This is a genomic window from Pseudomonas sp. NPDC088429 (genome assembly GCF_044753305.1).
GTDB classification, from domain to species: Bacteria; Pseudomonadota; Gammaproteobacteria; order Pseudomonadales; family Pseudomonadaceae; genus Aquipseudomonas; species Aquipseudomonas rustica.
The window spans coordinates 45,855-68,485 of sequence record NZ_JBIVMX010000015.1; the positions used below are offsets into that span (position 1 = coordinate 45,855).

General features: G+C 58.6%; 17 protein-coding genes and 1 pseudogene. 11 read left to right on the forward strand and 7 right to left on the reverse strand.

All coding sequences use genetic code 11. The annotated features are described in order from the left end of the window. The first annotated feature begins 6 nt into the window (after positions 1-6). From ACIP66_RS10910 to ACIP66_RS10920, 3 genes are all read left to right on the forward strand, one after another. Positions 7-1,374 (forward strand): DUF1329 domain-containing protein, encoded by a 1,368-nt coding sequence (locus tag ACIP66_RS10910; RefSeq protein WP_053117210.1) that lies wholly within the window; start codon positions 7-9, stop codon positions 1,372-1,374. 139 nt (positions 1,375-1,513) lie between these two features. Continuing rightward, entirely contained in the window at positions 1,514-4,075 is a 2,562-nt protein-coding gene (locus ACIP66_RS10915; protein ID WP_400647872.1) for a LuxR C-terminal-related transcriptional regulator, read from the forward strand. 165 nt (positions 4,076-4,240) lie between these two features. Then, positions 4,241-6,652: a dermonecrotic toxin domain-containing protein gene (locus ACIP66_RS10920; RefSeq protein WP_400647875.1), complete on the forward strand. Its 2,412-nt coding sequence runs from the start codon at positions 4,241-4,243 to the stop codon at positions 6,650-6,652. Positions 6,653-6,696: 44 nt separating this feature from the next. On the opposite strand, the gene ACIP66_RS10925 is transcribed toward ACIP66_RS10920, so the two are convergent. Continuing rightward, positions 6,697-7,491: an IclR family transcriptional regulator gene (locus ACIP66_RS10925; protein WP_400647878.1), complete on the reverse strand. Its 795-nt coding sequence runs from the start codon at positions 7,489-7,491 to the stop codon at positions 6,697-6,699. Positions 7,492-7,655: 164 nt separating this feature from the next. Between ACIP66_RS10925 and hmgA the strand changes: the two genes are divergently transcribed. The 4 genes from hmgA (at position 7,656) to ACIP66_RS10945 (ending at position 12,436) form a co-directional block, all read left to right on the forward strand. Beyond that, entirely contained in the window at positions 7,656-8,960 is a 1,305-nt protein-coding gene (gene hmgA / locus ACIP66_RS10930) for a homogentisate 1,2-dioxygenase (protein WP_400647881.1), read from the forward strand. A 3-nt stretch (positions 8,961-8,963) separates the two neighbouring features. After that, the gene (fahA, locus tag ACIP66_RS10935) at positions 8,964-10,268 is read left to right on the forward strand and encodes a fumarylacetoacetase (protein ID WP_400647884.1); all 1,305 of its coding nucleotides are present in this window, start codon (positions 8,964-8,966) and stop codon (positions 10,266-10,268) included. Positions 10,269-10,280: 12 nt separating this feature from the next. Continuing rightward, positions 10,281-10,916, forward strand: coding sequence for a maleylacetoacetate isomerase (gene maiA / locus ACIP66_RS10940; protein WP_212544047.1), 636 nt, complete (start codon positions 10,281-10,283; stop codon positions 10,914-10,916). A gap of 164 nt (positions 10,917-11,080) precedes the next feature. Next, complete coding sequence (locus ACIP66_RS10945; protein ID WP_400647888.1) at positions 11,081-12,436, forward strand: MFS transporter; 1,356 nt, start codon at positions 11,081-11,083, stop codon at positions 12,434-12,436. A 79-nt stretch (positions 12,437-12,515) separates the two neighbouring features. Here ACIP66_RS10945 and ACIP66_RS10950 read toward each other — a convergent pair whose 3' ends face one another. Further along, on the reverse strand, positions 12,516-13,319 hold the full coding sequence (locus ACIP66_RS10950) for a transglutaminase family protein (RefSeq protein WP_400647890.1): 804 nt from the start codon (positions 13,317-13,319) through the stop codon (positions 12,516-12,518). A gap of 185 nt (positions 13,320-13,504) precedes the next feature. Between ACIP66_RS10950 and ACIP66_RS10955 the strand changes: the two genes are divergently transcribed. After that, positions 13,505-14,524: a Leu/Phe/Val dehydrogenase gene (locus tag ACIP66_RS10955; protein ID WP_400647892.1), complete on the forward strand. Its 1,020-nt coding sequence runs from the start codon at positions 13,505-13,507 to the stop codon at positions 14,522-14,524. A 144-nt stretch (positions 14,525-14,668) separates the two neighbouring features. On the opposite strand, the pseudogene ACIP66_RS10960 reads toward ACIP66_RS10955, so the two are convergent. Then, positions 14,669-14,923 (reverse strand): annotated as a pseudogene (locus ACIP66_RS10960) (YebG family protein); the annotation flags it as partial. A 337-nt stretch (positions 14,924-15,260) separates the two neighbouring features. On the opposite strand from ACIP66_RS10960, the gene ACIP66_RS10965 reads away from it, so the two are divergent. Continuing rightward, positions 15,261-15,761, forward strand: a complete 501-nt coding sequence (locus tag ACIP66_RS10965) for a phosphate-starvation-inducible protein PsiE (RefSeq protein ID WP_053117232.1) — start codon at positions 15,261-15,263, stop codon at positions 15,759-15,761. Here ACIP66_RS10965 and ACIP66_RS10970 read toward each other — a convergent pair. Beyond that, positions 15,758-16,075 carry a DUF3509 domain-containing protein gene (locus tag ACIP66_RS10970; RefSeq protein WP_400647895.1) on the reverse strand — a complete coding sequence of 106 codons (318 nt, stop codon included), beginning with the start codon at positions 16,073-16,075 and terminating at the stop codon, positions 15,758-15,760. The genes ACIP66_RS10965 and ACIP66_RS10970 overlap by 4 nt on opposite strands. A 331-nt stretch (positions 16,076-16,406) precedes the next feature. Next, positions 16,407-17,783 (reverse strand): L-serine ammonia-lyase, encoded by a 1,377-nt coding sequence (locus tag ACIP66_RS10975; protein WP_400647898.1) that lies wholly within the window; start codon positions 17,781-17,783, stop codon positions 16,407-16,409. A gap of 135 nt (positions 17,784-17,918) precedes the next feature. On the opposite strand from ACIP66_RS10975, the gene ACIP66_RS10980 reads away from it, so the two are divergent. Next, entirely contained in the window at positions 17,919-18,866 is a 948-nt protein-coding gene (locus ACIP66_RS10980) for a LysR substrate-binding domain-containing protein (protein ID WP_159812191.1), read from the forward strand. A gap of 199 nt (positions 18,867-19,065) precedes the next feature. Continuing rightward, positions 19,066-19,473: an HPF/RaiA family ribosome-associated protein gene (locus tag ACIP66_RS10985; RefSeq protein ID WP_053117239.1), complete on the forward strand. Its 408-nt coding sequence runs from the start codon at positions 19,066-19,068 to the stop codon at positions 19,471-19,473. A 239-nt stretch (positions 19,474-19,712) separates the two neighbouring features. Here ACIP66_RS10985 and ACIP66_RS10990 read toward each other — a convergent pair whose 3' ends face one another. Continuing rightward, positions 19,713-20,087 carry an endonuclease domain-containing protein gene (locus ACIP66_RS10990; RefSeq protein WP_400647902.1) on the reverse strand — a complete coding sequence of 125 codons (375 nt, stop codon included), beginning with the start codon at positions 20,085-20,087 and terminating at the stop codon, positions 19,713-19,715. Between the two features lie 208 nt (positions 20,088-20,295). Continuing rightward, positions 20,296-22,629, reverse strand: a complete 2,334-nt coding sequence (gene fecA, locus ACIP66_RS10995; protein ID WP_400647905.1) for a TonB-dependent Fe(3+) dicitrate receptor FecA — start codon at positions 22,627-22,629, stop codon at positions 20,296-20,298. Between the last annotated feature and the right edge of the window lie 2 nt (positions 22,630-22,631).

Below are 22,631 nucleotides of genomic sequence, written 5' to 3' on the forward strand. Positions count from 1 at the left end.
ACTGCAATGCGCAAAATGATTCTGCAATGTGGTGTGCTGGCCTTGAGTGTGCTGGCGGCCAACGTGATGGCGGCGGTGTCGCCGGATGAAGCGAACAAACTCGGCACCAGCCTGACCCCGCTCGGCGCCGAAAAGGCCGGCAACGCCGATGGCTCGATTCCGGCGTGGACCGGCGGCATTCCGAAAAACGCCGCCGCGGTGGACAGCAAAGGTTTCCTCGCCGACCCGTTCGCCAACGAGAAACCGTTGTTCACCATCACCCCGGCCAACGTCGACAAGTACAAAGACAAGCTGTCCGAAGGCCAGGTGGCGATGTTCAAGCGCTACCCTGAAACCTACAAAATTCCGGTCTACACCACTCACCGCACCGTCGCCGTGCCGCCGGAAATCTACGAGTCGGCCAAGCGCAGTGCGCTCAATGTGACCACGATCAACGACGGTAACGGCCTGGCCAATTTCACCGGCAATCGCTACTACGCCTTCCCGATTCCGAAGAACGGCGTCGAGGTGTTGTGGAACCACATCACCCGTTACCACGGCGGCAACGTCAAACGCATCATCACTCAGGTGACCCCGCAGACTAACGGCAGCTTCACGCCGATCCGCTTCGAAGAAGAGATCGCCGTGCCGCAACTGATCAAGGATATCGACCCGGAAAAAGCCGCCAACGTGCTGACCTTTTTCAAACAGTCGGTGACCGCGCCGGCACGTCTGGCCGGCAACGTGCTGCTGGTGCACGAAACCCTCGATCAGGTGAAGGAGCCGCGTCTGGCGTGGATCTACAACGCCGGCCAGCGTCGGGTTCGTCGGGCGCCGCAAGTGGCGTATGACGGCCCGGGCACGGCGGCGGATGGCCTGCGTACTTCGGACAACTTCGACATGTTTTCCGGCGCACCGGATCGCTACGACTGGAAACTGGTCGGCAAGAAGGAAATGTACATCCCGTACAACAGCTACAAACTCGATTCGCCGAGCCTGAAATACGACGACATCGTCAAGGCCGGGCACATCAATCAGGATCTGACCCGTTACGAACTGCACCGTGTCTGGGAGGTGATCGGTACGGTGAAACCGAACGAGCGGCACATCTACGCCAAGCGCCACATGTACATCGATGAGGACAGCTGGCAAGTCGCACTGGTCGATCACTATGACGGTCGCGGTCAACTGTGGCGCGTGGCCGAAGGTCACTCTGAATATCACTACGAGCATCAGGCCCAGGCTTACACCCTCGAAGCGCTCTACGACATCATTGCCGGTCGCTACATTGCCCTGGGCATGAAGAACGAAGAGAAACACAGTTACGAATTCGGCTTCGAAGCCAAGGCGGCGGATTACACGCCATCGGCCTTGCGCGCCGAGGGCGTTCGGTAACGGTCCGGATACATCGGCAAGGCAAAAGGCGACCACTCGGTCGCCTTTTTTATGGGCCGCAATCAGCGCGCTGAATACTCGTCAACAAGGTGCCCGGAGCGGGCTAGGGTGAGTGCACAACGATAAGAAGGCTCACTCGATGACCGCCATGACGCCCTGCCTGGATCGCCGCGGATTTCTGCCCAGGCTTTCTTCCCATCATCAGTCGCGTACGCGTTTGAGCGCGCCATTGCTCGAATCCGTGGCGCGGGTGCGGCTGGTGTGCGCGCCGGCCGGCAGCGGCAAAAGTGCATTGCTTGCTGAATGTCTGTTTCAGGCGCCGCCCGCGTGCGAGGTGCGGTGGTTGCCGTTGGCTGGCGCAACGCTCAGTCCCGCCGAATTCTGCCAGCGTCTGGCGCAGACCTTGGGACTGCCCGAGCGGGTGGATGAGGCGCGGTTGATCGCGACGCTGGCACGTTGGGCTGAGCCGACCTGGTTGTTTATCGATGACTACTGCCGCCTGCCCGATCCGGCGCTGGATGCGTTGCTTGATCGTTTGCTGGCGGTCAGCAGCCCGGCACTCACGTGGTGGATCGGCACGCGCCGACGTCCGCAATGCAACTGGCCGCGTTTGCTGCTCGACGATGAGTTATATGAATCTGAAAGCGTGACCCTCGCTCTGACCCAAGACGAAATCGCCTGTGCGTTGACGCATTTGACGGCAGAGCAGGCCCACAGTGTGGCCGGGCGAATTGTCCAGCGCACCGGCGGCTGGTGCGCCGGGGTGCGCATGGCGCTGCTGCAAAAGTGCGACTGGACGCAAAGTCTGCAACCGCAACAACGGGTCGATACGCTGCTCGATTATCTGCAACACGAACTCTTCAGCAGCCTTACGCCGGAGCTGGCTGAAGCCTGGCGGGTGTTGGCGCATCTGCCGCGATTCAATGCCGAACTGTGCGAGCACTTGTTCGGTGCCGGCGAGGGTGCGCAACTCTTGCGCACGCTGCAAACGCTGGGCTGCTTTATCGAGCCGTGGCACGAATCGGCTGAATGGCTGCAAGTGTTCCCGCCGCTCGCGCAAGTCATGCGCGAAGAGCAATGGCCGGCGAGCCGTTCCTGGCATCGGCGTGCCTGTCAGTTTTTTACCGTCGGCAAGGATTGGCGTTCGGCCTTCGAGCAAGCGCTGCTCGCCGAAGAATTCGAAGTGGCGGTCAGCCTGTTGCAGCACTTCAGTTTCGAGCATCTTTTTGAAGAGCAGACCGTGGTGTTGTTGCTGCAATTGCACGAGCATAAGGGCGAAGAATTGATTTTGAGTTCGCCGCAATTGGTCGGGCTGTTTACCGGGGCGCTGTTATTTGCCGGACGGTTTGAACAAGCAGAACAATGCATTGCGCATATGACGCGATTCCTGCCACAACCGTCAGCGCAATCCGAGCGGCAGTTAATTGCCCGTTGGCAGGCGCAACAGGGTTGGCTCCTGCATTTGCAAGGGCAGATGCAGCCCGCGCAGGAACACTTTCAGCAGGCGCTTGCCGAGCTGGCGCCCGAGACGTGGCCGACCCGACTGCTGTGCCTGTCGGGGCTGACTCAGCAGGCATTTCTGCGCGGTGAACTCGACGTGGCGCAGGCGTTCAACCGGCAAGCGCTGTGCCTGGCGCGGGCGCATGATTCATTGGTCTTCGAAGGCCTGCTCGAACTTGATCATGCGCACCTGCTCGAACAGCGCGGTGCGAGCGCACGGGCCGAGGCGTTATTGAGCAACATGGATGAATTGCTTCGCGAACACACTGTGCGGCTGACGCCTTTGCACGGCAGGATCGCGCTGCTGCGCGGGCGCCTCGCACTTAATCAGGGGCTGGACGAACGCGCGGCGGCACTGTTTCAAAGTGGCCTGAATGATTGCCTGCGCAGCCACGACAAACGAGTGCTGTACGGCTATTTGGGACAGGCGCAATTGGCGGCCAATCAGCGTGATTTTGAGCTGGCCTTCAATCGGCTCCGGGCGGCTGAACGCTTGATGCAGCAGCGGCAGATTCCCGACACGGTCTATCGCGGTGTGTTGCTGCAGGTCAGCAGCCATTTCTGGTTGCAACAGCAACGTCAGGATCTCGCTTGTGAAGCGCTGAGCCGCGTGTTGCGTCATTACCAGGGAGCTCAAGCTGTGCAGGCTCCGCCAGCAACCGTGCTGCTCATCCCGAGAATTGAATACCTGCTGATCCTTGCTCGCGCTGCCGGTTCGCCGATGGACGCTGAGCACCTGGCGCAGTTGCAGCGCAGGATGAACCAGGCCCAATCCAGCGCGATGAACGCCTTGCACACGGAATTGCAGCTGGTCATCGCCGAGCTTTTGTGGCTCGCCGGCCGTAAGGATGAAGCCGATAAAGCCTTGCGACAGGGGCTGCGGCTGGCGGCGGATTTTCAGTGCCGTCAGGCGTTGCAAGAGTTGAGTCTGCGCAGGGCCGAGATGCTGCAAACGGTGGCGCTGCCATCGGCTCATCATGCGGATTTTGAAAACTCCGCCAGTTTGCCTTTGTTGAGTCAGCGCGAACTGAAAGTTTTAAAGCTGATTGCCCTTGGTTATTCGAATCAACAGATTGCCGATGAAATGTTTATCTCGTTACACACGGTAAAGACTCACGCTCGACGTATTAACGTAAAGCTCTGCGTAGAACGCCGGACTCAGGCGGTCGCGAAGGCAAAGTTGTTAGGCGTGCTGAGTTAAAAATAAAGCGTGCTAACAGCGGCTAGAAGTTATTGAGACGTTTTGCATGCTTTGCCCATATTTTGAATTGCTTGTCGGTTTTTCTGTTTTCGCCAACTGAAGTAATTTTTGCCCGTTGACCTGCCATTCGGCTGGTTGTGTTCTGAAGTAACTCAGGGGCATTGAATGAACTTGTTTGATAAGCGAATTTTGGCGAACGTGCAAGAACCTGCAAAGTGGCTGGGAAATGCCGAGGGTGATAAGCAGCTCGAGTTTGCGCAGTTAGAACAACAGCTTGTTGCCAGTCGACTGCATCTCGAACGACAACTGGAGCACCTGACCGATCTCCAGTCGTATGCGCGCTTTGTCATTGCTGATTCGATCAGGCTCGATTTCGGTACGGTATTGAATCCTGATCAAATCACCGTTCGTTCACAGTACGTTTTCAAAGAAGGCCCGCACACTATTCAGCAGGACAACTCACGGAGTCTGACTGAGTTTGCGCTGTATGGGCTGCACGACAAATCGTCACGCGCCCGACTGGAATGCGTGGGGGAGGGTGTGCCTGCGCAAATGAACCAGCAATGGCTTGAAAACTCCATGGACACTTCAGATCTACGCGCTGATTACGGTGCGAGTTTGCGCAAGACTTACGAAAAAAGCACTGTCATCGAGGCCATGGCGGCTTTCGTAAAACAGCAGCTGTTACTGAGCGCTTTTTCGGCGCGGCTTCAGGGACATCTCAATCAAACCAATCTTGAGCGTGTTCGGCGCGCGGTCGAAGGTGAGGCGGGGCTCGTTGTCAGTTGCCTGAAACTGGAGTTGCCCGGAACTAACAATCGGCCACTTAAGGATCTCGTCGTCATCGGTTCTGAGCAGCCAGGTCAGGGTGGCTGGCTTCTCTATGCGCCGGGCGCTCCAATCGATCGCGAATGGCGCGAACTGCCGGATCTGCGCAGCCTGAGTCTGGAAATCGGTAGCTGGACCGCGACCGAAAAAGGATGCGATTATCTCGCGTGGCAGTCTCATGCAATGGATCGGCAGGCCCTTTCCAGTCATCTTAACAAGGTCTTGCAGTTACCCTCACTGTGGCGAGGTGTGGAGGTGGGGCCTACTTCTTACCGTGGCTCGGAAGTGATGTTGAATCTGGTGTACAACCAGCGTGCATGGATTGTGGCGCAGGAGGAAAGTGTCACACCTTATGCCTATCGCTCGGCCACTGCAGTCCAGCGTCAGCTGTTTGCTCGCGTTAATACTGAACTACAGGCATTGCAAGCAGTGAGCGTGCGTCAGGGTGGATTTGTTTCGTACGAACAATTCTGTTTTGACCTCATCAAGAGGCTTGTTGAAGAGCATTTGTCGGAAAAAGGCGTCTATGTTTCGATCAATCCAGATCAGATCCGGATTGAGATCAGCGAAGACCAACAACTGACCTTGACTCAGTTGATCGTTGGTGAAGTATCTTTTTATGCCGACCGTGTCGGCGAGCCGAAATATCCGAGATTCATTGTCACGGGTGGTCATCCGCCGCTCGATGCGCTGGATATTCGAAATATCTCCAGTTGGTCGAAGAGGCTGCGGCCGGGCGAACAGTACATTGATATGTTGCGCACTGTTCAGCTGAATCCACAGCATGTGACGGGCGCCTTCAATCGCCGTCTGTATTTGGCGATCTTGAAGCGAAAAATGTATATAGCGGTCATGCAGGCGTTTTTCAGTGGACAACTAAGTGCTCAAGCATTACCTGAGTTACTTGATGTAGTTGCGGACGTTGATAGCGAGCATCCACCCAAAGCGGTTATGGAAGATATTTCTCAAATTGGTTACAGCGCGCTGTGCAATTTGCACATCAAGAGAGCAAAGGTTGTAGGCGTGTTCGTCTTTCGGATACAGCTGGGCAGTCATGTCGAAGAATATCTCTTCGCCCCCGACGCACCGGATGGTCGTGAACTCTGGCCATTCTCCGAGTTTGTCGACGCGGTGAAATCTCGCGGTTATGGTCGGTATTTTTATGAAAAAGTTGAGGAAAAATATCAAACCAAGGTCAAAGATTATCTAGACCAACTCGAACTACGAAGCAATTTTACCGAGGCTCCTGCGCTTGAACGCTATGCTCGAATCGAGAACTTCCAAGCGTGCTATAGCGAGTTGATTTACAAAGTAATTTCCGATGTTGATGAAAAAACCCAAAGCATGGCCGAAATCATTTTTGGGCTGATTTTTGACGGCGTTGTCACGGCCGTCACCGCACTGAGTTTCGTATTCCCGCCGGTGGGCGTTGCCTTGAGTGTTGTGCTGTTCACAAAAGAGGCCGTATCCGGGCTGGATGCACTCGTTCAAGGGGATCGGGCGAAAGCGCTGAAGCATTTTGTGGAAGCAATTGCGGAAATGGCCTCGTTGGGCAAGGCTGGCGCGGGTAAGCGCGCCGCGTCGAAAATGCAAAGTAGCTTCGTTTCACTCATCGGTGACGTTTATAAAATCGAGAGTTTTTACAGGCAGGCAACAGGACACCCTAGTCTGCCCGATCTGGCAAAGGATGCCATTCAGGAGATCCTGGATAGCCCTCAAGCCCTGACCAGTAAAACCACGATTATCTGACCAGTCCCGTGCCATGTCACAGCGCCGCACACTAATGGCGCCGTTCAACGACTGACGTCGTCGCTTTGAAAGCCCATGCGCCAACTCACGGCCCGCGTCGCCGCCAACAATCGCTGCGCCGCGGGGCCGTTTTCGTCAGCGTGAAACAACGAGGTCGGGCCGACAATCGTGAGCACGGCTGCGACCTGGCCGACGGCATTGAACACCGGCGCGGACAACGCGTCCACGCCGGGCATCAGCAAGCCGTGAACATGGTGCAGACCGCGTTCGCGGATCTGTTCGCACAGGGTTGTGTAAGTCTTTTCGTCTTTCAGCGGGTGATCGGCAACGGCGATTTCCTGCTCGCGCAGATCATCGGTTTCCCGATGCGGCAGAAACGCGCTGAACACCAGTCCCGTTGAAGAACTGAGCAGCGGCAGCACCGAGCCCAACTGCGTCACCACCGTCACCGCACGTACCGCCGGTTCGATGTGCACCACGGTTGCACCCTGATTGCCCCACACCGCCAAAAAACAGGTCTCGTTGAGTTCGTCGCGCAGTTCGGCCAACGGCAGGGCGGCGACTTTCAGCACGTCCATACTGTTGAGTGCGGCCAAACCCACACGTAGCGCTTCGCGACCGAGACCGTAATGGTTGGTGGCGGCGTTCTGCTCGGCAAAACCCGAGGCGATCAACGCCTGTAAATAGCGATGCACCTTGCTCGCCGGCATCTGTACGTGTTCGGCCAGACGCGACAGCGAGGTCGACGGTGACAACTCGGCCAAAGCCTTGAGGATGTCGGTGCCGACTTCGGCGGAGCGGACTTTCTGTTTGCCGTTACTGTCGCTGGTTTTTTCCATGGTGCGGCCGGGTTCCGATACGAATGGGCGTCTTTATAGCTTGACGCTGGATAGCGAGCAAATTACGTTATGCGTAATTGAATTACGATAATAACAACCCCGGCGTGCCGAAACCTCTGAGCCAGAGCGATGGGCCACTGCCGACTCCCTGTTCAGGAGGCTCCATGAACCTCGATTCAACCGCTCAGGCGCTGGCGTATCAGTCCGGTTTCGGCAACGAATTCAGCACTGAAGCGTTGCCCGGCGCGCTGCCCGTCGGCCAGAACTCCCCGCAAAAAGCCCCGTACGGCCTCTACACCGAATTGTTTTCCGGCACCGCGTTCACCATGACCCGCAGTGAAGCGCGGCGCACCTGGATGTACCGGATTCAGCCGTCGGCCAATCACCCGGCGTTCGTCAAACTGGAACGGCAATTGGCCGGTGGGCCGTTGGGCGATGTGACACCGAATCGCCTGCGTTGGAATCCGCTGGAGATCCCGGCCGAGCCGACTGATTTCATCGATGGCCTGGTGAGCATGGTGGCCAACTCCGCCGCCGAAAAACCGTCCGGCATCAGCATTTACAACTACGCCGCCAATCGTTCGATGGAACGCGTGTTCTTCAATGCCGACGGCGAACTGCTGCTAGTGCCGCAACTCGGCCGTCTGCGCATCGCCACTGAATTGGGTGTGCTGGAAGTGGCGCCGCTGGAAATCGTCGTGCTGCCGCGCGGCTTGAAATTCCGCGTTGAATTGCTCGACCCGCAGGCGCGCGGTTATGTCGCCGAGAACCATGGCGCGCCGCTGCGTCTGCCCGATCTGGGGCCGATTGGCAGCAACGGTCTGGCCAATCCGCGCGACTTCCTGACCCCGGTCGCCGCTTACGAAAATCTGCAGCAGCCAACCACGCTGGTGCAGAAATTCCTCGGCCAGTTGTGGGCCACTGAACTCAATCACTCGCCGCTCAACGTGGTCGCCTGGCACGGCAATAACGTGCCGTACAAATACGACCTGCGCCGTTTCAACACCATCGGTACGGTCAGTTTCGATCACCCGGATCCGTCGATCTTCACCGTGCTGACCTCGCCGACCAGCGTGCACGGTCTGGCCAACCTCGACTTCGTGATCTTCCCGCCGCGCTGGATGGTCGCCGAAAACACCTTCCGGCCACCGTGGTTCCACCGCAACCTGATGAACGAATTCATGGGCCTGATCCAGGGTGAATACGACGCCAAGGCTGAAGGTTTCGTGCCCGGCGGCGCGTCGCTGCACAGCTGCATGAGCGCCCACGGCCCGGACGGCGAGACCTGCACCAAAGCCGTCAACGCCGAGCTCAAACCGGCGAAAATCGACAACACCATGGCCTTCATGTTCGAGACCAGTCAGGTGCTGCGCCCAAGCCGTTTCGCCCTCGACTGCCCGCAACTGCAATCTACTTACGACGCTTGCTGGGCCACGCTGCCCGCCACGTTCGACCCGACCCGGAGATAACCCATGACGCAGAATTCCATCACCCGCAGCTGGGTCGCTTCAGCCAACGGTCACGCAGATTTCCCGCTGCAGAACTTGCCGCTCGGTGTGTTCAGCGTGGACGGTTCGGCGCCGCGCGCAGGCGTGGCGATTGGCGAACAGATTTTTGATCTGCAAGTCGCGCTGGAAGCCGGGCTGTTCGACGGTGCCGCGCGCAGTGCCGTCGAAGCCATGCACGGCGGCCAGTTGAACGCGTTTTTTGAACTCGGTCGCGACGCTCGTGTGGCTCTGCGTGAGCGTTTGCTGGAACTGTTCAGCGAAGGCAGCACGCACCGTGGCAGCATCGAAGCGCAAGGTGCAAAACTGCTGCCACTGGCCGCCGATTGCCAACTGCACCTGCCGGCACGCATCAGCGATTACACCGACTTCTACGTCGGCATCGAACACGCGCAAAACGTCGGCAAACTGTTCCGTCCGGATAACCCGTTGCTGCCGAACTACAAGCACGTGCCGATCGGTTACCACGGTCGCGCCTCCACCGTGCGCGCCTCCGGCACCGATGTGCGTCGCCCGAAAGGCCAGACGCTACCGGCCGGTCAGACTGAGCCGACTTTCGGCCCGTGCGCACGTCTGGACTATGAACTGGAACTGGGCATCTGGATCGGTCAGGGCAACGAGATGGGCGATTCGATCGCCATCGGCGATGCCGCTGATCACATCGCCGGTTTCTGCCTGCTCAACGATTGGTCGGCGCGCGATATCCAGGCGTGGGAATACCAACCGCTGGGCCCGTTCCTGTCGAAGAGCTTCATCACCAGCATTTCTCCGTGGGTCGTAACAGCAGAAGCGCTGGCGCCATTCCGCACCGCGCAACCGAAACGACCTGAGGGTGATCCGCAGCCGCTGCCGTACCTGTTCGATCAACGCGATCAGGACGGCGGTGCTTTCGACATCGAACTGGAAGTGCTGCTGCTCACCGAAGCCATGCGCGAACAGAATCTGCCAGCCCATCGCCTGACCCTGAGCAATACCCGCTACATGTACTGGACAGTCGCGCAAATGGTCGCGCACCACAGCGTCAACGGTTGCCAGTTGCAGGCCGGTGATCTGTTCGGTTCGGGCACTTTGTCCGGCCCGGAAAACGGTCAGTTCGGCAGCCTGCTGGAAATCACCGAGGGCGGTAAAAAACCGATCGAACTGGCCTCCGGCGAAGTGCGCAAATTCCTTGAAGACGGTGACGAAATCATCCTGCGCGCACGTTGCGCCCGTGATGGTTTCGCCTCGATCGGCTTCGGCGAATGCCGTGGCAAAGTGTTGGCGGCGCGCTGACAGGAGCGGTTCATGGATCTCTATACCTACTACCGATCGACCTCGTCGTATCGCGTGCGGATCGCGCTGGCATTGAAGGGCCTCGACTATCAGGCGTTGCCGGTCAATCTGATTGCGCCGGCCGGCGGCGAGCATCGGCAGGCGGCGTATCTGGCGATCAATCCGCAGGGCCGCGTGCCGGCCTTGCGCACTGATGAAGGCGAGTTATTGATCCAGTCGCCGGCGATCATCGAGTACCTGGAGGAACGTTATCCACAGGTGCCGCTGTTGCCGGAAGACCTCGCGGCCCGCGCCCATGTGCGTGCTGTCGCGGCGGTGATCGGTTGCGACGTGCATCCGCTGCACAACGTCAGCGTGCTCAATCGCCTGCGCCAGTTGGGGCAGGAAGAGCCGCAGGTGGTGGAGTGGATCAGCCACTGGATCGGCCAAGGCTTGGCGACGGTGGAGCAGTTGATTGGTGATAGCGGTTTCTGTTTCGGCGAGTGGCCGTGTGTGGCGGATGTTTACTTGATTCCGCAGTTGTATGCGGCTGAGCGGTTCAATGTTTCGTTGGAGGCTTATCCGCGAATCTGCCGAGTGGCGGCGCTGGCGGCAGACCATCCGGCATTCATCAAAGCCCATCCCGCGAATCAACCTGACACCCCGTAACCAAAATTGTGACTGATCGTTCCCACGCTCTGCGTGGGAACGCATCCCGTGACGCTCTGCGTCATAGTGGACGCAGAGCGTCCCCGGCGGCATTCCCACGCGGAGCGTGGGAACGATCCGGTTGCCACAGCAAAAAATCATAAAAACAAAACAGGTACCTTGCGATGCACAACCAGATTGCCAGCTTCCGTGCGGCACTCGACGCCCGTCCGGTGTCCCGCTATCAGTGGTTGCTCCTGATCCTGCTCGCCTTGCTGCTCGTCACCGACGGTTACGACGCGCAGGTGCTCGGTTACGTTGTCCCGGCACTGGCTCAGGATTGGGGGCTGGAAAAAGCCGCATTCGGACCTGTTTTCAGCGCCAACCTGCTCGGTTTGACTATTGGTTCGCTGGTGGTCACGCCATTGGCCGACCGCTTCGGCGTGCGACGGATTCTGCTTGCTTGCGTGCTGATCTACGCCACGCTCACCGTGTTGATGGTGTTCGCCGATTCCCTGAATACGCTGATGATCGCGCGTTTTATCTGCGGCATCGGCATGGGCGGCGCGATGCCCAGTGCGATGGCGTTGATGTCGGAATATTCGCCACCACGCTTGCGTACTTTGATGGTGACGCTGGCGGCGTGCGGTTTTTCGTTCGGTGGTGCGGCGGGTGGTTTTGTCGCGGCCGGATTTATCGATCAGTTCGGCTGGCAAGCGGTGTTCCTCGCTGGCGGCGTGACGCCGTTGCTGCTGTTCCCGTTCCTCTGGTGGATGTTGCCGGAGTCGCTGCCGCGTTTGCTGCGTGACGCGCCGCCATATGCGCGCCTGCGCAAAATCACCGCGCGAATGTTGCCGGACTGGCAACCGCCAGTGGCGAGCGTCGAGCAGAACGAGCGCGAGCAGGGCAGCAAACTGACCGTGGTCGAATTGTTCCGCAACGGCTACGCGCGACCGACACTGCTGATTTGGGCGACGTTTTTTGTCAGCCTGATTCTTCTGTATTTCATGATCAGTTGGCTGCCGACGTTGCTGCTGGAAAGCGGCCTGACACTCAACGAAGCCAATCTGGTGACGTCGATGTTCCTGTTCGCCGGCACCCTCGGCGCGATTTGCATGGCGTGGTTTGCCGACCGTTTAAAGCGCAAGGTGCGGCTGTTGTCTGGCGTGTTGGCCGGCGCGGCGCTGTGTACGATTTTGCTCGGCCTTAATCACGACAATCCGCGTTACCTGGTGGCCTGCGTGTTTGCGGCGGGTTTCTGCATCATCGGCGGGCAGCTGACGTTGAATGCGTTCGCGAGTAATTTTTATCCGGCGCACGTTCGCGCCACGGGTACTGGTTGGGCATTGGGTGTAGGGCGTTTTGGTTCGATTCTCGGGCCGTTGTTCGGCAGTCTGCTGCTGGCGATGCACATTCCCGTGGAGCAGATTTTCTTCTTCTGCGCGATTCCGGCGGTCATCGCTGCGCTGCTGATCATCCAGGTGCGCTCGCCTTCCGAGGGTGGTTCGGTTGTGGGTGTTGCGGCGCCTTTTAAATCTTGAAGATCAAAAGATCGCAGCCTTCGGCAGCTCCTACATGAGATCACCTGTAGGAGCTGCCGAAGGCTGCGATCTTTTGCTTTTAATGGACGACAGAATTAGGCGGCAAGTGGCTGAGCCGGTCGGTCAGGCGCAGACGCTGGATCGGATCATCACTCAGCAACAACGCACGCTCAAGATCGAAGCGCTCGGCATTCGGGCAATCCAGCCGCTGGTACAAACTCGCCCGCGCCAGATAATCAGCGGCAGCAGCATCGCCCAGTTCGAGTACCCGTTCAGCGTCGATCAGCGAGGCAATGTAGTCCTCATGGGTCAGGTGCAACTGCCGCAAGTTGCGCGACAAACGTTGCAGCATCTGCAGCGGCGAGGCGGTCAGCAAATGCTCGGCGTTGAGTTTCATGTTCGGCCCATACTGGCGCTGCAACAACTCGCGACAATCATTCGGATACAAACGTCGACCGCCGCAGGGATCAAGCAGGTGATCGGCCCCCGGTACCCGCAGCAGGAAGTGCCCGGGGAAGTTGACCCCGACCAGCGGAATCTCCAGACCTTGCGCCAGCTCAAGCGCAATCAACGCCAGCGCCAAAGGCTGGCCGCGACGGGTCTGCATGACTTTGGGCAGCATCGCCGCCTGCGGTCGTAGCGGCAAAAAATCATCCTGAGCGAAACCCAGATCGGTCATCCGCCGCAGCAACGGTTGCGCCAGTTCACTGACCGGCAGCATCGGCAGCCCATAACTCACGCGCTGTTGCAGCTCTTTGAAGTCGTGCAGCAGCGCCGCCGGGTCGACGTCTTTTTCGTGCTCGGCAGCAATCCACAACGCGGCTTCTAACAGCGCGGGCGGTGAACGGTGCAGGCACTCGAAAAATCGTTGACGCGGACTCATCGCAATCTCCCTCGAATGCCTCGTTTTAGCCCCGTCAGTGCTATTCGTCCAGTGGCGGATTTTGCAGCGATTGAGTTATGCCGCAAAACATCTGACTTCGAGGCCGCTTATTCCGGTGCGCTCCAGCAATTTTCAGGCGCAAGCCTATACTGGCGTTCTACAAGAAGTGATTCGGGAGCCCAACAATGTTTGCGCTCATGCAAAGCACTCGCCTGGATTCGCTGCACCTTAGCGTCGACCCGGTTTCAGGGTTGAAGGCGGTCATTGCCATCCATAACAGTCGCCTCGGGCCAGCCCTGGGCGGGTGTCGTTACCTTGCCTATCCGAATGATGAATCAGCCATCGAGGATGCCATTCGCCTGGCTCAGGGTATGAGCTACAAAGCCGCGCTGGCGGGATTGCCGCAGGGCGGTGGCGTTGCGGTGATCGTGCGGCCGGCGCATGTGGAAAATCGTGCGGCGCTGTTCGAGGCGTTCGGTCGCTGCATCGATCAATTTGATGGCCGTTACATCACCGCCATCGACAGCGGCACCTCAGTGGCGGACATGGATTGCATCGCTCAACAAACCCAACACGTCACCAGCACTACTTCGGCGGGCGATCCGGCCCCGCATGCGGCAATGGGCGTGTTCGCCGGCATTCGCGCGACCGCCATGGCGCGGCTGGGCAGCGATAATCTTGAAGGTTTGCGCGTGGCGATTCAGGGTTTGGGCAATGTCGGGTATGCGCTGGCGGAGCAACTACACGCGGCGGGTGCCGAATTGCTGGTCAGTGACATTGATCACGGCAAAGTGCAATTGGCGATGGAGCAACTCAACGCGCATCCGATTGCCAACGATGCCTTGCTCAGTACGCCGTGCGACATTCTTGCGCCGTGTGGGCTGGGCGGGGTGCTCAACAGTCACACCGTCACACAATTGCGTTGCTCGGCGGTGGCGGGCTCGGCGAACAATCAACTGACGCATCTGGACGTGGCTGATCAATTGGAACGGCGCGGGATTCTCTATGCGCCGGATTATGTGATCAATGCCGGTGGGCTGATTTATGTTTCGCTGAAGCATCGCGGCGAAGAGTTGCCGACAATTACCGCGCATTTGTCGAAAATCAGTTCGCGGCTGACGGAAGTGTTTGCTCATGCGCAGGCGGAGAAGCGTTCGCCAGCGCGGGTGGCGGACGAGTTGGCGGAGCGGGTTTTATATCGGTGATGGGGGAAGATCAAAAGATCGCAGCCTTCGGCAGCTCCTACAGGGGCTGCGATCCTTTGTTGATTACTTTGCAGCTTTTGCCGCTTTCGCAGGCTTGGCCGGCGCTTCAGCAACTTCCACCACTTCAGCGTTCTCGACAGGCTCGGCCGGGGCGTTGATCAGCTCCGACAGCGCGTCAGGCTGGCTCTTGAACGCCCGGGCGAACACATCACGATTCTTCGCCATGTAGATCCCGGCTTCTTCCACTTGCTGTTCAGTCAGGGACGGAACGGCTTTTTGCAGGACATCGGCCAGATATTCGGCCAGTTCGAGCATTTTGTCATGACGGTCAGCTTCGGCTTTATCCATGAACAAGCGCTCCAGATCTCGGCTGCTGCGGTATACCACTTCGACGGCCATTCACCACCTCACATGCCTTCACATTAAGTTGTCTTGACGACTACTGTATCCATATACAGCGAAAAGGATAAGCGAATCCCTGCGCCATGGGTAGTGGGATTTTAATGTAGACCGGATTTAAGGTTTGGCAGTGGGATCGTGTTGAGGCCATTCGCGAGCAGGCTCGCTCCCACAGGGATCGTGCAAACCCGAGGCCTGCGACCAAACGCCACGGCGCGGGTTTGGTGATGGCTCGCCATGATGGCGTGGCCTCTTTTCTGCATGAAAACCGTTACGTGCAGAAAACCGTCACGTCCAACGCGCATCATCCGCTCGCATCGAGCTAAGGAACATCATCGTGAAAATAAACTGGGCCGAGAAACTGCGGCAAAACGTGCATCAACTGGCCGAGTCCCTGGGCAACCTGTTCGTCGAAACCTTCCACTATCTGGCGCTGTTTGCCATCGGTGCGGTGACGGCATACGCGGCGGTGATGGAGTTTCTCGGGATGCTCGAGGAAGGCCACATCAAGATCGATGACATCCTGCTGCTGTTCATCTATCTCGAATTGGGCGCGATGGTCGGGATTTATTTCAAGACCAACCACATGCCGGTGCGCTTCCTGATCTACGTGGCGATCACTGCGCTGACGCGCCTGTTGATCTCCAACGTCTCGCACCACAACCCGCCGGACATGGGCATCATCTACCTGTGCGGCGGGATTCTGCTGCTGGCGCTGGCGATTCTGGTGGTGCGTTACGCCTCGTCACAATTTCCCTCGGTGAAAATCGAGAAACCACAGCGCACCCTCGGTACAGGTTCCAGCGAGCATCCCGAGGTCGAGAAGGGCGAGCTTTAAAGTCCGGCCGCTGGTCGGGGCTGATCCATGATTTTTTGCGGTGGCGGGGTCAGTTCGTCGCCGCTGGTCATCGATTCGAGGATCGCCATGGCGCTGTGGCCCTGTTCGATGGCGATGCCGAATTGAATGCTCTGCACCAGGCGTTTAAGGCGCGCGGGATCGTTGCGTTGTTCGGCGCTGATCATGCGTTTGGCCACGATCCGGCCGTTGTTGGACAGGGTCAGCATAATGCTGCCGTCCAGCCCTTGAATGCTCAGGTTGATCTGATAGTCCGGCGCAAAGGCATCGGTAATGATCTGAAATGGATTGTCCATGATGCGTCACCGCCTGATTGAACGTGCAGTTGTTGACCGGCCGTGATCGGGTTGGTTCGCCAAACCTGATCACCGGCCATTCCGTGGCCATTCGCGAATTGCTCGTGTAGGAGCTGCCGCAGGCTGCGATCTTTTGACGTTGTTTTTTAAGATCGACATCAAAAGATCGCAGCCTTCGGCAGCTCCTACGGGGAGTTTGCAAGGGACATGCCGGAAAAATTGTCGAACAATGAACACGGCGATAAAAAAGGCGAGCCACGGGGCTCGCCTTTTTTTATCGCGCGGTTTCAGGGCAGAACTGCGCAGATGACCGCTGACAGTGCAATCGGGATCAGCACTCCACCCAGTTCACCGCCAGGCCGCCGCGCGAAGTTTCTTTGTACTTGTCGTGCATGTCGGCGCCGGTATCGCGCATGGTGCGGATGACCCGATCGAGAGAGATGAAGTGATTGCCGTCGCCGCGCAGGGCCATTTGCGTGGCGTTGATCGCTTTCACCGCCGCGATCGCGTTGCGCTCGATGCACGGCACTTGCACCAGCCCGCCGACCGGGTCGCAGGTCAGGCCGAGGTTGTGTTCCAGACCGATTTCGGCGGCGTTTTCCAATTGCTCCGGAGTGGCGCCGAGCACGTCAGCCAGACCCGCAGCGGCCATTGCGCAGGCCGAGCCGACTTCGCCCTGACAACCGACTTCGGCACCGGAGATCGAGGCATTTTTCTTACACAAAATACCGACGGCGGCCGCGCCGAGAAAGAACGCGACAACATCGTCGTCAGACGCGTCCGGATTGAATTTCATGTAGTAGTGCAGAACGGCCGGAATGATCCCCGCAGCGCCGTTGGTCGGTGCAGTGACCATGCGTCCACCCGCCGCGTTTTCTTCGTTCACCGCGAGGGCGAACAGATTCACCCATTCCATTGCCGACAGGGTCGAGCTGATCACATTCGGTTTGCCGATTTCCAACAGGCTGCGGTGCAATTTCGCCGCACGACGCGGCACATTGAGACCGCCGGGCAGAATGCCTTCATGGCGCAAACCTTGTTCGACGCACTCACGCATTACCGACCAGATGTGCAACAGGCCCTGACGGATTTCGGCGTCGCTGCGCCAGGCGCGCTCGTTGGCCATCATCAGCTCGGAAACCCGCAAGCCGTGCTTTTTGCACAACGACAGCAGTTCGGCGGCGCTGGAAAAATCGTACGGCAGCACCACGTCGCCGGCCGGGGCGACACCCGACTCGGCTTCCGCCGCTTCGACGATGAAACCACCGCCGACCGAGTAGTACGTTTGCTCAAGCAGCACGTCGGTTTCGCCGAAGGCTGTCAGCGACATGGCGTTGGGGTGGTAGGGCAGGCGCTCGTCGAGCAGTTGGAGATCTTCCTGCCAGTTGAAGGCAATCGCGCGTTGACCGGCGAGGGACAGTTGGCCGGACTCACGCAATTGCTGGATGCGCGGGTCGATGGTCGACGGATCAATGCTGTCCGGCCATTCGCCCATCAGGCCCATGACCGTGGCGCGATCGGTGGCGTGACCGACGCCAGTAGCGGAAAGCGAGCCGTACAGGCGGATTTCCACGCGCCGCACATCATTGAGTAACCGCTGGTCGATCAGCGCCTGAGCGAAGGTCGCGGCGGCGCGCATCGGGCCGACGGTGTGGGAACTGGACGGGCCGATGCCGACTTTGAAAAGATCGAAAACACTGATAGCCATACTAAAGCCTTGCAAGTCATGGAGTAGGAATCGCCGCCATTTTTTGTAGGCCAAGCGCAATGTCGGCGATACTGCCTCTCTCGGTCTGACGTGACCAACGAAACTTCCTAAGACAGCCTTTAGCAGGACTAAACGATGAGTCGTCAATTGCACGCACAGACCTATGTCTGGCTGCAGGTGTTTTCCTGTGCCGCGCGGCACCTGTCATTCACCCGGTGCGCGGAAGAACTGCACATCACCCCGGGCGCGGTCAGCCAGCAAATCCGCCAACTGGAAGAGCGCCTCGGCTTTCGTCTGTTTCACCGGCGTGCGCGGGGCGTGGAGTTGAGCGCGGAAGGGCAGCGGCTGGCGATCACGGTCAACGAGGCGTACGGCAGCATCGATGCGGAATTGCGTCGACTCGATGCCGGGATGATCAGCGGCACGCTGCGGGTACGCTCGATTCCATCGTTTCTGAGCAAATGGCTGACGCCACGCTTGCCGCGCCTGCAACAGCGTTTTCCGGATATCCAGTTGCGACTGGTGGCGGAGGACAGCAGCGTGCCGTTGCATGAAGGCGACTTCGATCTGGCGATCGATCTCAACGACGGTAGCTATCCGGGATTGTTATCCACAGCCTTGCTCGATGAGCAGATTTTCCCGGTGTGCGCGCCGAGCCTGCTACGCGGTCGACCACCGCTGCACGGGCCGGCGGATCTGGGGCATTTCCCGCTGCTGCACGACATCACCGCCTGGCGCGGCAGTTATGAATACGCGGAGTGGGAGTTTTATCTCAACGCGATCGGCTTCGAAGGCGCCGACGTACGGCGCGGGCACACCTTCAACCGCAATCACCTGACCATCGAAGCGGCGATTGCCGGCATGGGCGTGGCGATTGCCCGGCGCACATTGCTTAACGATGAACTGGAGCGGGGCGCGTTGATCGTGCCGTTCGGTTTGTCGGTGCCCAATCACAAACGTTACGTGTTGCTCTATGCGCCAGGGGCGCTGAGCCATCCGGGCGTGCGAGCGGTGCATGATTGGCTGGTCGAAGAGGCGGGGATTTTTCGCAGCTTGCACCCGTTGAACGACGGGCAATTGTGAGCAGTTTTTGCCGGGTTGCGAGGCGACCCAACTCCCGACCTTACCAGCGCTTTACTCGGTTGTCCGGCTTTTTTTGCGAATGAATATTTATCTTTTCTCAGGGGTTGAAATGTTCGGCAGTCGGGCCGATTGTTGTAACCAAGGGGTCAGGAAATTCAATTCAGGCCCCTCGCGAGCTAGCTGAAATAAGGGATGAACTATGCAAATCCAAGTCAACAGCGATAACCATGTTCAAGGCAGTAAACGACTGGAGGAGTGGGTACGTACAACCATTGAGAGCACGCTCGACCGTTATGAGGAAGACCTGACCCGTGTCGAAGTCCATCTGAGCGACGAGAACGGTGACAAACCAGGACCGCATGACATGCGCTGCCAACTGGAAGCGCGGCCAAAGGGCCATCAACCGATTTCCGTGACCCACAAAGCCGATTCGCTGGAACAGGCGATCGACGGCGCTGCCGAAAAACTCGAGCACGCCCTGGAGCACCTCTTCGGCAAACTGCGAGGTAAACCACGCGCCGCTGTAGTGCCTTTCACCGGCAAGGCCAACGACAAACTGTTGGCGGAAGAATTTGACGAGAATGAACAGGCAGCGATCAACAGTTGATGCGCTGATTCTATAAGCCAACCTGATGAGAACGGGCCTGCGAATGCAGGCCCGTTTTTTTTGTAGCAGGACAGCCCCTCACCCCAGCCCTCTCCCAGAGGGAGAGGGGGCCGACCGAGGTGTCTTGCGGGGTACATCGACCTGAAAGACCGCGTTGATTATGGATTCGGTAAAGCAGAATCAGGTCGGCGTGACTCGCAAGCATCCCCCAATCAGTCCCCTCTCCCTCCGGGAGAGGGTTAGGGTGAGGGTGAGGGCAATTTTCGAGCTGCCGCTATTCGTATGAGCTGCTCCAGTACGGCATCCATCTGCTGAAGTACCTCCAGATTGCTGAAACGTACGACCTCAATGCCTTGCTGGTACAAATAGAGAGTTCGACGCTGATCATGAATCAATCCCGACGTTTCAAAGTGCTGCCCACCGTCCAGCTCAATCACCAATTTCAGCTCAGCACAGTAAAAATCCAGCACGTAAGGCGGGCAGGGAAACTGTCGGCGGAATTTAAGATTGGCGATTTGGCGGGAGCGTAATCTCTGCCAGAGCAGGAGTTCGCAGTCGGTTTGGTTAGCGCGTAACTGGCGGGAGAACTGGACGAGGGTGGGGCGAGTTTGCATGCTTCACGATCCTTGTGAAGTTGATTTGATATTTCACTGTAGCCGAGAACCCTCACCCCAGCCCTCTCCCAGAGGGAGAGGGGGCCGATCTTAGTTGTATCAAGACTTGAGTTCGGCTCGATATTGCATGTCGGCGCAATACGCCAAAACAACGCGGTCAGTCCCCTCTCCCTCCGGGAGAGGGTTAGGGTGAGGGGCTCTTCAATCCTCAGAACGCTACCGAAGTCTGCACATAAACCGTCCGCGGTTCCCCCACATACTTGCCCTTGTTGTTGTCATCAAACGAGCGCGTGAAGTACTGCGTGTTAAAAATGTTCTTCACCCCCACCGCCACATTCAGATCCGACAACTGCGGCCCAAAGTCATACCCCGCGCGGCTGCTGAACAGCATGTAACCCGGGATCTTGCCGTTACTGCCATCAGCACTTTCCTTCGAAGTGTTGGCATTATCGGCAAACTGGTCACTCTGGAAACTGCTGTCCAGATTCAACTTCCACGCCCCTTCGGTGTAACCCATACCAATCGTGCCTTTGTGCTTCGACGAGAATGGCACACGATTACCTTTATTCGGCCCATCTTCACGAATGGTCGCGTCAACGAAGGCGTAAGTCGCGTAAACATCGAAACCCGCCAGCGCCGGGCTCAAGTCATCCAGCGCGTAGTTGATGCTGGTCTCGATGCCCTGATGACGAGTTTCACCCCGGGCGATCACCGAATCGTTGGTCTGATTACTTTCATATTGATTGTCGAAGTTGATCAAGAACGCACCAATTTCCGCGCGCAACGCGCCATTGTCATAGCGAGTACCGAGCTCCCAGGTGCGGGCCTTTTCCGGTTTCACTTCACCGCTGCTCACGCGGTTGGGCATCTGGCTGTACTGCACGCTGCCGAACGAACCTTCGGTGTTGGCGTACAGATTCCAGTTGTCGGTCAGGTGATACAGCACGTTCAGCGCCGGCAGCGCGGTGTTGTAGTCGCCTTCATATTTGACGTTGGTCAGGTTGTTGGTTTGCTGCGAGTCGATCATCTCGTAGCGCACGCCCGGGGTGATTGTCCATTTGCCGATGTCGATGCGGTCGTCGACGAAGAACGCATTGGCTTCGGTGCCGCCACGGGTGTCGCGGTCGTTGCGGCTGTTGGTGGTCGGGTATTCGTTGCTGGCGATCGGCGTGCGATAGCGCAGTTCGTGGCCGGCCTCGTTGATGTAGCGGTAGCCGACGCCGACTTCATGGCTGGTCGGGCCGAGGTCGAAGCCTTGGGCGAAACGGGTTTCCAGACCGCGCACCCAGTATTCGCGTGGCGACAGCGAGAGGAAGCTGCCCTGATCCAGATAACCGCTGCGCAGGGTTTTGGTGAAGAAAGTATTGGCGGTGAATTCGCGGCGATCTTCCTGATAGCGATAGCCGAAGTTGAACATGGTGCGACGGCCCCAGAACTGATCTTTGAGGCGCGTCGATTGATAGGGATCGGCGTCGTAATCGGCGACATTCAGGCCGCCGGGCATGTCGGCCTTGCCTTCGTAATACTGCGCCATGGCGTTGAAGCTGTTGGCCTCGTCGAGCTGATATTTACCCTTGAGGATCAGGTCGTCGATTTCGCTGTCGCTGTGCTCACGCCAATCACCGCCGCGCGTGCCGGAGTAAAGCAGTGCGCCGCCGAGACCGTTGGCGTTGGTGCCGCCAGCCAGCAGGTTGGCGCTGGTCTTGAAGCCGTCGTGGCTCGACGAAGGGCTGGTCTCAGTCTGGAAGCCACCCTTGACCGTTGGCTCGTCGGGAATCGCGCGGGTCACGAAGTTAACCACGCCGCCGACGTTCTGCGGGCCGTAACGCACCGCGCCGCCGCCGCGCACCACGTCCACCGCATCCATGTTGCCCATGCTGATCGGCGCGAACGAAAGCTGCGGTTGGCCGTAAGGGGCGAACGGCACCGGGATGCCATCCATCAACACGGTCGAGCGTGCGGCCAGACGCGGATTCAAACCGCGAATGCCGAAGTTCAGCGCCATGTCGTGGCTGCCGGTGCCGTTGTTTTCCGGGGCGTTGACGCCGGGGATGCGGTTGAGCACATCGCGCGCTTGAGTTGCGCCCTGACGTTCGAACTCTTCGCGGCGGATCACATCGCGCGCGCCGGGGTGTTCGAAGACGTTGATCTGCGCGGCATCGCCGAGCCAGTCGCCGACGACTTTCGAGGTGTCCAGCTCCAGCGCGGCATCGGTGATCGGTTGCAGGCTGAACGCGTTGTTACCTTCGGCGCGTGCTTGCAGACCGGTGCCTTCGAGCAGCGCATTCAAACCTTGCTCAGGCGTATAGCTCCCCTCCAGACCACGGCTTAGCACGCCGCTGGTGACTTGTGAACCGAAAGAAATCAGCACGCCCGCTTCACGGCCAAACTGGTTGAGGGCATTTTCCAGCGACGACGGTGCGATGTGGTAAGCCTTGGCGTCGGCCGCCATCGCGGCGGGCAGGGCGCTGAAGCTCAGGCTGGCGCCGAGGACGAGATTGCGCAGGCTGCGGGCCAGTGGCGTGAGGCGGGTGGGGTGCATGG